Raw genomic sequence first — 8,281 nt, 5'->3', positions numbered from 1 at the left:
GCCCTGTTTCGGTCGCGAAACAGGGCCAAACGCCCGCTCACAACGTCAGGACAGGGCTTCGGCGATCTCCGGGGCGAGGGCGCGGAAGGCCTTGCCGCGGTGGCTGATCGCGTTCTTCTCCGCGGGCGTGAGCTCGGACGACGTGCGCGTGCCGGGCGTGCCGTCGGCGGCCGGGTCCTGCTCGACGGGCACGTGGATCGGGTCGTAGCCGAAGCCGTGGGACCCGCGCGGGGCGCGCACCAGGGTGCCGGGCATCTCGCCGAGGCACACCTCCTCACGGCCGTCCGGGGTGACCAGCGCCGCCGCGCAGACGAACGCCGCCCCGCGGTGCTCGTCGTGCACGTCGCCGAGCTGGTCCAGCAGGAGCCGGAGGTTCGCCTCGTCGTCGCCGTGCTTGCCGGACCAGCGGGCGGAGAAGATGCCGGGCGCGCCCCCCATGACGTCGACGCTGAGGCCGGAGTCGTCCGCGACGGCGGGCAGGCCGGTCGCCGCGGCCAGGGCGCGGGCCTTGATGAGCGCGTTCTCGACGAACGACACGCCGTCCTCGACCGGCTCGGGGGCGCCGACGTCGGCCGCCGACACCACGGCCTCGTCGGGCAGGGCGTCCAGGCCGGGCTGGGCGCGCAGGATGGCGCGCAGCTCGACGAGCTTGCCGCGGTTGTGCGTCGCCAGCACCAGGCGGGCGCCGGCGGGGACGCTCACGCCCGAGGTGTTTCCGGTCATCGTCACAGCTCCTGGGCCAGCGCGGCGCGCTGGATCTCGGTGAGCTCGGCCGTGCCGGCGACGGCGAGGTCGAGCAGGGCGTCGAGCTCGGCGCGGTCGAACGGCGCGTGCTCGGCGGTGCCCTGCACCTCGACGAACGTGCCGGCGCCCGTCGTCACGACGTTCATGTCGGTCTCGGCCCGCACGTCCTCGACGTAGGGCAGGTCGAGCATCGGCGTGCCGTCGATGATGCCGACGCTGACCGCCGCGACCGAGTCCGTGAGGACCTTCTTGCCGCCGGTGACGTGCCCGTGGCGGGTGCCCCACGCGATCGCGTCGGCGAGCGCCACGTACGCGCCGGTGATCGCGGCGGTGCGGGTGCCGCCGTCGGCCTGGAGCACGTCGCAGTCGAGGACGATCGTGTTCTCGCCGAGGGCGGTCACGTCGACGACGGCGCGCAGCGCGCGTCCGATGAGGCGCGAGATCTCGTGCGTGCGGCCGCCGATCTTGCCCTTGACCGACTCGCGCTGGCTGCGGTCGTTGGTGGCGCGGGGGAGCATCGCGTACTCGGCGGTGACCCAGCCCTCGCCGGAGCCCTTCTTCCAGCGCGGCACGCCCTCGGTGAACGACGCGGTGCACAGCACGCGGGTCCTGCCGAACTCCACCAGCACGGAGCCCTCGGCGTTCTCGGTCCAGCCGCGGGTGATGGTCACGGGGCGGAGCTGGTCGGGCGTGCGGCCGTCGGCGCGGGGTGCCACGTCAGGCGTGCCGGCCTGGGAAGCGGGGGAAGTCATGCCGCCACCCTATGCGAGCGCCCACCGGCCCGGCCGAACAGGCAGCTGACACCGTGATGAGCCGTCCGTGGGCCCGATCACGGTGTCAGGTGCCTGTTCGGCGCCGCGGGCCGGGGGTGGGGCGGCACGTAGGGTTGTCCGGTGCAGCTCACCGCCACGGACCTCGCGTTCGCCTACCCCGGCCGCCCGGTGCTCGACGGCGTGAACCTGCGCGTGTCGGACGGCACCCGGCTCGGCGTCGTGGGGGAGAACGGCTCCGGCAAATCGACCCTGCTGCACCTGCTGGCGGGGGACCTGCGCCCGTCGCGCGGCGGGGTGCGGCGGCGCGGGAGCGTCGCGCTGGTGGAGCAGGAGCTCGCGGCGTCCTCCGGCGAGACGGTGGGCGACCTGGTGCGCGGCACGCTCGCCGGGCTGCGCGCGCTCGCCGCGGAGATCGAGAAGGAGGCCGCCGGCTTCGACCACGAGACGGGGGACCTGCGGCGCCTCTCGGGGCTGCTCGCCCGCGCGGAGCACCTCGCGGCGTGGGACGCGGACCGCCGGGTCGACGTCGCGCTCACCCGGCTGGGCGCCGTCCGCGACCTCGAGCGCCGGCTGGACACGCTGTCCGTCGGGCAGCGCTACCGGGTGCGCCTCGCCTGCCGCCTGGCCGAGCGCGCCGACCTGCTGCTGCTCGACGAGCCCACCAACCACCTCGACGACTCCGCGATCGAGTTCCTCACCGGCGAGCTCGTCGCGTGGCAGGGCGGGGTCGTGGTCGTGACGCACGACCGCGAGCTGCTCGACGACGCCGCGACCGCCATCCTCGACCTCGACCCGTCGATGGACGGCAAGCCCGTGCTCTACGGGCAGCCCGGCTACCTCGCCTACCGGTTCGCGAAGAACCAGGCGCTGCACCGGTGGCGGCAGCGCTACCGCGCGGAGCAGGAGCGGGCCCGCGTGCTGGCCGAGCGGCTGGACGCGTCCTACGAGGGGCTCTCCGACGAGTGGCGCCCGGAGAAGGGGTCGCAGAAGCACCGCCGCGCCACCCGCGCCCGGATCCACGTCAAGGCCGCCGACCGGCTGGTGCAGCAGCTCGAGGCGGAGGCCGTCGAGGTGCCGGTGCCGCCGGCCCGTCTGGCCTTCCCGGACCTGCCGTCCATGTCGCCGGGGTGGGACCCGGGCGACCCGCTCGTCGAGGTCCGCTCGCCGCGGGTCCTGGCCGACGACGGCGGCGTGCGGCTCGACCTGCCCGGCACCCGCGTCGCGGTGCCGCCGTCGGGCCGCCTGCTCGTCGTCGGGCCGAACGGCGCGGGCAAGTCGACGCTGCTGGCCGCGCTCGCGGGCCGGGTGGCGCTCGCCCGCGGCACGCGGACGGTGACTCCCGGCGCGCGCCTGGGCGTCGTGGCGCAGGAGACGGCGCTCGCGGGCGCTGGCGCGGCCCCCGCGCAGGCGCCCGGCGCCGAGGGCGAGGAGGCGGGGCCGCCGACCGGCTTCGACGCGTACGCGGCGGAGGCGCTGGAGCTGCTGGACCGCGGCGAGCTCGACCCGGAGCACGTGGTGCCGGTGGCCGCCCTGGGGCTGCTCGGCGAGGAGGACCTGGAGCGACCGCTCGCCGAGCTGTCGGCGGGGCAGCGTCGCCGGTTCGAGCTGGCGCGGGCGCTCCTGCACGCGCCCCACCTGCTGCTGCTCGACGAGCCCACCAACCACCTGTCCGTGGACCTCGTGGACGAGCTGACCCGGGCGCTGATCGCCACGCCCGCGGCCGTCGTCGTCGCCACCCACGACCGTCGCATGCGGGCCGACCTGGCCGACTGGCCGGTCCTCGACCTCGGGGCCTGAGCGCCCGGCCGTCGCGACGACGGACGGACCGGACCGCTCACAGGTCTAGACCACTCTCAGGATCTCTGGCAGGGTGCGACGTGCATCGAAGACGATCGAGAGGGTCACCATGTCAGCGCTGTCTGTTTCCCACCCGTCGCGCCGGTCCGTGCTCACGGCCGGTGTCGCCGTCCCCCTGCTCGCCGGGCTCGGCGTCCCGGCCGCCTCCGCGGCCTCCTCACCGGCCACCATGGCCCCGCCGCTCCTGCCCGCGCCGCAGAGGTACCGGCCCGGCGGGCCGGGGCTGCCGATCACCGCCGCCCGGCGTATCGCCCTCGTCGGCGAGCGGGCGGACGACCTGCGGTCCGACGCCGAGCTGCTGGCACGCGACCTCCGCCTCGCGGGCGCGCTCGACCGCCGCCTGGAGGTCGTGGCCACCACCCGGCCCCGCCGCACCGACATCGTCCTCGAGGTCGCCGACCTCCCGGAGGTCCCGCACCCCGAGGGGTACGTGCTGAGCGCCGACGGAGGGATCCGGATCTCCGCGCCCTCGAGCACCGGCGTGTTCTGGGGGACCCGCACCCTGGTCCAGCTGCTGCGCTCGGGTCGTCGGCCGAGCGGCGTCGTCGTCGACTGGCCGGAGCTGGACGAGCGGTCCCTCATGCTCGACATCGGGCGCAAGTACTTCAGCCCGGACTGGATCAAGGCGCTGATCGGCGAGATGTCCTACCTGAAGATGAACACCCTCCAGCTGCACATCTCGGAGGGGCTCGGGTTCGGGATCGAGTCCGAGACGCACCCGGAGATCGTGTCCCCGCAGCACCTCACGAAGGACGAGGTCCGCGACATCCTCGACTTCGCGCGGGCGCACCACGTGCGCGTGTACCCGGACGTGGACACCCCCGGCCACCTGGACCACGTCCTGTCCCTCCATCCCGAGCACCAGCTCGTGCTGGCCGACGGCACCCGGCACGCGGGATACCTCGACATCAGCCGGCCGGCCGGCAGGGCGCTCGTGCACGAGATCATCGAGGAGATGTGCGAGCTCTTCGACCCCACGGTGTTCCACATCGGCGGCGACGAGTACTTCCCCGCGCCCTGGCAGGGCACCGGACCGGACGTCATCTCGGACGCGTCCGCGCCGCAGCTGGTCGAGTACGCGCGGGCCGCCACGGGCAGCCCGTCGGCCACGGCCCTCGACGGTTACGAGGTCTACCTGAACGAGATCGGCGACCTGGTCCGCTCCCACGGGTTCACGGCCCGCATGTGGAACGACGACATCCATCCCGGTGAGGGCGTGTCGCGGATCGACCCGCGGACCCAGGCGGACGTCTGGATCCGGTGGAACACCAGCAAGCCGACCGCCGTCGACTATGCGGAGGCCGGGCACGCCCTCATCAACTCCAACGGCGACTACCTGTACTTCATCCTGACGTCGGAGGGGCTGGGGCAGGGGCCCTACAAGAACCCCCGCGGCATCTACGAGCGGTGGACCCCGCGCACCTTCATGGGCGCCGCGGGCAGCGCCGGCGACTTCGAGCTGCCGGAGTCGGTGCCCCTGCTCGGCTCCCACCTCTCCGTGTGGTGCGACTCGCCGGGCTCCATGACACAGGCGGAGGTCGCCGCGCAGCTGCAGGAATGGCTCCAGGTCTTCGCCCAGCAGGTCTGGGGGTCGCCCCGTCCGGTCGGCACGCTGGACGAGCTGCGCGCCCGCGTGATCTCGGCCGTCGGGGCGGCTCCGGCCTGACTCGCGGTAGGTCGCCCCCTCGTCGTTGTCACGGATATGCTGCCTGATATCCGTGACATCGACGAGGGGACGACGACGTGCCGCAGCAGGACCAGCCGAACGACCAGCCCAACGACGGGACGACGGGCGACGGGGGCGACCGGCTGCGGGTGCTGGTGCACGGCGCCGGCGGCATCGGGCTGTACGCGGCCGCGCGCCTCGCGGGCGCCGGCCATGACGTGACCCTCAAGGGGCGCGCGTCCACCGTCGCCGCCCTGGTCGACGGCGACCACGACGGAGGCCACGACGGAGGCCGGGGCGAGCTGCGCGTGCTGCGCGACGGCGCGGTGACCGCCGTCGCCGGAGTCCGGGTGACCGACCGTGTCCCGACGGGGGAGCCGTTCGACCTCGTGGTGGTCGCGACGAAGTCCTGGCAGGTGGCCGACGCCGCGCGCGAGCTGGTCCCGGCGGTCGGCCCGGGCACCCGCGTCCTGACGACGCAGAACGGCGTCGACGCGCCCGACCGCCTGGCCGCGCACCTGCCGGCGGAGGCGGTGCTGGCCGGGACCGTCGTCGTCATCGCCCAGCGCGTGGGGCCCGGGGAGGTCGAGGTCGTGGGCGGCGAGGCGACGCTCACGGTCGGGGCGCCGGGCCGCGGTACGCCCGACGACGCGGACCGGCGGGTCCTGGCCGCCCTCGAGGGCGCGAGGGTCGGCGCGCGCTGGACCGACGACGTGGCGAGCGCGCTCTGGAAGAAGCTCGCGCTCGTCGCGTCCTACGGGGGCGTGGGCGCGCTGGCGGGCGCGACGGTCGGCGAGACCCGCTCCACCCCCGAGACCCGGGACCTGGTGGAGCGCGCGATGCGGGAGGTGCTCGCCGTGGGCAACGCCGAGGGCGCCCACCTCGGCGACGCGGACCTCTCCGACATCCTGCGCACCTACGAGTCCGGCTTCGCGCCGGGCACCACCACCTCGCTGCAGCGCGACCTCGCGGCGGGCGTGCCGTCCGAGCTGGCCGACCAGAGCGGCGCCGTCGTCGCGCACGCGATCGCCGCCGGCGTGGACGCGCCCGTGCACCACGCCATCTACGCCTCCCAGCTGCCGCGGGAGAACGCCGCCCGCCGGGCCACGGCGGGGTCGTCGTGACGGGCGCCCCCGTCGTCGTGGCGGCCGGGTATCGCGCCGCGCGGACGCACCTCGTCCCGGCACTCTCCCTCGCGTGCGTGACCACCCTCGTCAACGAGTGGGGCACGGTGCCGCGCGAGACTTCCCCGCGGCCGTGGGCGGGCCACCCCGGGACCGGCTCGCCGGAGCGGCGGCTGCTGGCCGCGGAGTGGGGGTCGCGGCCGCCGTCCGACGCGGCGATCGCGGCGGCCGCGGACACCGTGCACCCGGTCTTCGCCGCCGCGTCGCCGGCCGAGCGGGCGCGCCGGCTCGACGCGCTCGTGGCAGCGCTCGGCGTCGTCCCCCGGGTGACGACGGCGCCGGCCGGGCCGGTGCTCGACTGGGCCGTGCACCGGCGGGCCGACCTCCTCGCGGCGGCACTGGCCGTGGCGCTGCTCCCCGCGCCCGTGCCGCCGGTCCGGGCCCCGCGGCTGGGCACCTGCGGGGCGGACGACTGCGCCGACGTGTTCGCCGACGTCTCGCCCCGGCAGGACCGCGCCTACTGCTCCACGCGCTGCCAGACGCGCCAGCGTGCGCGGGCGCACCGCGCCCGGCGGCGCACCGACGTACAGTCGCGCCCGTGACCACCTCTCTGTCCCCGGGCGCATCCGGCGCCCTCCGCAGGTTCGCGGGCTGGGTCGCCCGCGGCTCCGTCGGGTATCCCCTGCTCAAGGACGTCGAGTACTGGGACGTCCTGCGCGACGAGCCGAGCGCGATGGAGACCCTGTTCGCAGTCTTCGCCAACGTCCTCGAGCTCGACGGCGACGGCGAGCCGATGAACGAGAAGCACGCGGAGCGTCGCGCCGCGGCGTGGCTGCACCGCTACTGCACGGGCCGGATGCCGGAGGGCGAGGCGGAGCTGGAGGGCTGGGAGGTCGCGCTTCACTGACCGCAGCCACCGACCGCAGCCCGCCAGCTCACGAGACGCGGCCCACCCAGGCCATCGCCTGCTTCACGATGGTCCCCTGCCCGTGGATCATCTCCGCCTGCACGGTGTCGCTGCAGGCCTCCTCGGGCGTCATCCAGGCGAGGTCGAGCGCGTCCTGCTGGGGGCGGCAGTCGCCCGTCACCGGCACGACGTACGCCAGGGACACCGCGTGCTGGCGGGGGTCGTGGTAGGCCGTGATGCCCGGGGTGGGGAAGTACTCGGCCACCGTGAACGGCTGCGGTGAGGCCGGGACCTGGGGCAGCGCCACCGGCCCGAGGTCCTTCTCGATGTGGCGGAGCAGCGCGTCGCGCACCCGCTCGTGGTAGAGCACGCGGCCCGAGACCAGCGCGCGCGTCATCGTGCCGAGCGGGGTGACGCGCAGCAGCAGCCCGACGGCGACCACGTCGCCCGAGTCGTCGACGCGCACCGGCACCGCGTCGACGTAGACGAGCGGGAGCTGGGCGCGCACGGCCGCGAGGTCCTCCGGGGTCAGCCAGCCGGCGGGCTGCGGCTCGTCGCGGTAGAACTCGTCGTCACCAGGGAACTCGGCCGTGTCCGTCACAGGTCGTTTCTACCAGCCCGCACCCCGCCCCACCCCGCCGCAGCGTGCCGGCCCCGGTGCCCACGACGGGTGCCCCGGGAATACTGGGGAGCGTCCCGGCGCTGTGCGCAGGAGACCCCCTGATGGAAGGACACACATGGCCACCGTCGAGCTGACCGACGACACGTTCGAGAAGACCGTCACCGACAACGACATCGTGCTCGTCGACTTCTGGGCCGAGTGGTGCGGCCCGTGCAAGCAGTTCGGACCCGTCTTCGAGGCGTCGTCCGAGGAGAACGCGGACGTCGTGCACGCGAAGATCGACACGGAGGCGCACCAGCGCATCGCCGCCGCCGCGGGCGTGAGCGCCATCCCGACGCTCATGGCGTTCCGCGAGGGCGTGCTCGTCTTCAACCAGGCCGGCGCGCTGCCCGCCCCCGCCCTCAAGCAGGTCGTCGAGGCCGTCAAGGGCCTCGACATGGACGAGGTGCGCGCACAGATCGCCGCCGCGAACGACGGCGCCCCGCAGGCCTGAGCGCCGCGATGCCCCGCATCACCGACGACGGCCGCCCCGGGACAGGCGGGGCGGCCGTCGTGCGTCGCCAGAACAGTGCCGCGCGCGGCCGGGGT

The 8,281-nt window shown here is 75.0% G+C and carries 9 protein-coding genes; 6 read left to right on the top strand and 3 right to left on the bottom strand.

The annotated features are described in order from the left end of the window. Positions 1 to 45: 45 nt before the first annotated feature. On the bottom strand, positions 46 to 723 hold the full coding sequence (gene rdgB / locus ACFWDO_RS20455) for an RdgB/HAM1 family non-canonical purine NTP pyrophosphatase (protein ID WP_380325699.1): 678 nt from the start codon (positions 721 to 723) through the stop codon (positions 46 to 48). Between the two features lie 2 nt (positions 724 to 725). Next, positions 726 to 1,496: a ribonuclease PH gene (gene rph / locus ACFWDO_RS20450; protein ID WP_380325696.1), complete on the bottom strand. Its 771-nt coding sequence runs from the start codon at positions 1,494 to 1,496 to the stop codon at positions 726 to 728. A gap of 141 nt (positions 1,497 to 1,637) precedes the next feature. On the opposite strand from rph, the gene ACFWDO_RS20445 reads away from it, so the two are divergent. The 5 genes from ACFWDO_RS20445 (at position 1,638) to ACFWDO_RS20425 (ending at position 7,071) form a co-directional block, all read left to right on the top strand. Continuing rightward, positions 1,638 to 3,314 (top strand): ABC-F family ATP-binding cassette domain-containing protein, encoded by a 1,677-nt coding sequence (locus ACFWDO_RS20445; RefSeq protein ID WP_380325693.1) that lies wholly within the window; start codon positions 1,638 to 1,640, stop codon positions 3,312 to 3,314. 109 nt (positions 3,315 to 3,423) lie between these two features. Further along, a complete protein-coding gene (locus tag ACFWDO_RS20440; RefSeq protein WP_380325690.1) occupies positions 3,424 to 5,040 on the top strand; it encodes a beta-N-acetylhexosaminidase in 1,617 nt (538 codons plus the stop codon). Positions 5,041 to 5,117: 77 nt separating this feature from the next. Continuing rightward, a complete protein-coding gene (locus ACFWDO_RS20435) occupies positions 5,118 to 6,164 on the top strand; it encodes a ketopantoate reductase family protein (RefSeq protein WP_380325687.1) in 1,047 nt (348 codons plus the stop codon). Further along, complete coding sequence (locus tag ACFWDO_RS20430) at positions 6,161 to 6,766, top strand: CGNR zinc finger domain-containing protein (protein ID WP_380325684.1); 606 nt, start codon at positions 6,161 to 6,163, stop codon at positions 6,764 to 6,766. Before ACFWDO_RS20435 ends, ACFWDO_RS20430 begins: the two co-directional genes overlap by 4 nt. Continuing rightward, on the top strand, positions 6,763 to 7,071 hold the full coding sequence (locus ACFWDO_RS20425; protein WP_380325682.1) for a hypothetical protein: 309 nt from the start codon (positions 6,763 to 6,765) through the stop codon (positions 7,069 to 7,071). The genes ACFWDO_RS20430 and ACFWDO_RS20425 overlap by 4 nt, the downstream gene beginning before the upstream one ends. Before the next feature lie 28 nt (positions 7,072 to 7,099). Here ACFWDO_RS20425 and ACFWDO_RS20420 read toward each other — a convergent pair whose 3' ends face one another. Then, positions 7,100 to 7,672 carry an NUDIX hydrolase family protein gene (locus tag ACFWDO_RS20420; RefSeq protein WP_380325679.1) on the bottom strand — a complete coding sequence of 191 codons (573 nt, stop codon included), beginning with the start codon at positions 7,670 to 7,672 and terminating at the stop codon, positions 7,100 to 7,102. A gap of 136 nt (positions 7,673 to 7,808) precedes the next feature. Between ACFWDO_RS20420 and trxA the strand changes: the two genes are divergently transcribed. Beyond that, a complete protein-coding gene (trxA, locus tag ACFWDO_RS20415) occupies positions 7,809 to 8,186 on the top strand; it encodes a thioredoxin (RefSeq protein ID WP_380325676.1) in 378 nt (125 codons plus the stop codon). The last annotated feature ends 95 nt before the right edge of the window (positions 8,187 to 8,281 follow it).

The organism is Isoptericola sp. NPDC060185, from assembly GCF_042728595.1.
Taxonomy (GTDB): Bacteria; Actinomycetota; Actinomycetes; order Actinomycetales; family Cellulomonadaceae; genus Isoptericola.
Note: the sequence above shows the minus strand (reverse complement) of the source record. Positions and strands in the feature narration are given on the sequence as shown.

What these genes read in the sequence shown, in the direction of transcription:
- rdgB (WP_380325699.1), bottom strand. Translation starts at nt 723, where the DNA reads ATGACCGGAAACACCTCGGGCGTGAGCGTCCCCGCCGGCGCCCGCCTG.
- rph (WP_380325696.1), bottom strand. Translation starts at nt 1,496, where the DNA reads ATGACTTCCCCCGCTTCCCAGGCCGGCACGCCTGACGTGGCACCCCGC.
- ACFWDO_RS20440 (WP_380325690.1), top strand. Translation starts at nt 3,424, where the DNA reads ATGTCAGCGCTGTCTGTTTCCCACCCGTCGCGCCGGTCCGTGCTCACG.
- trxA (WP_380325676.1), top strand. Translation starts at nt 7,809, where the DNA reads ATGGCCACCGTCGAGCTGACCGACGACACGTTCGAGAAGACCGTCACC.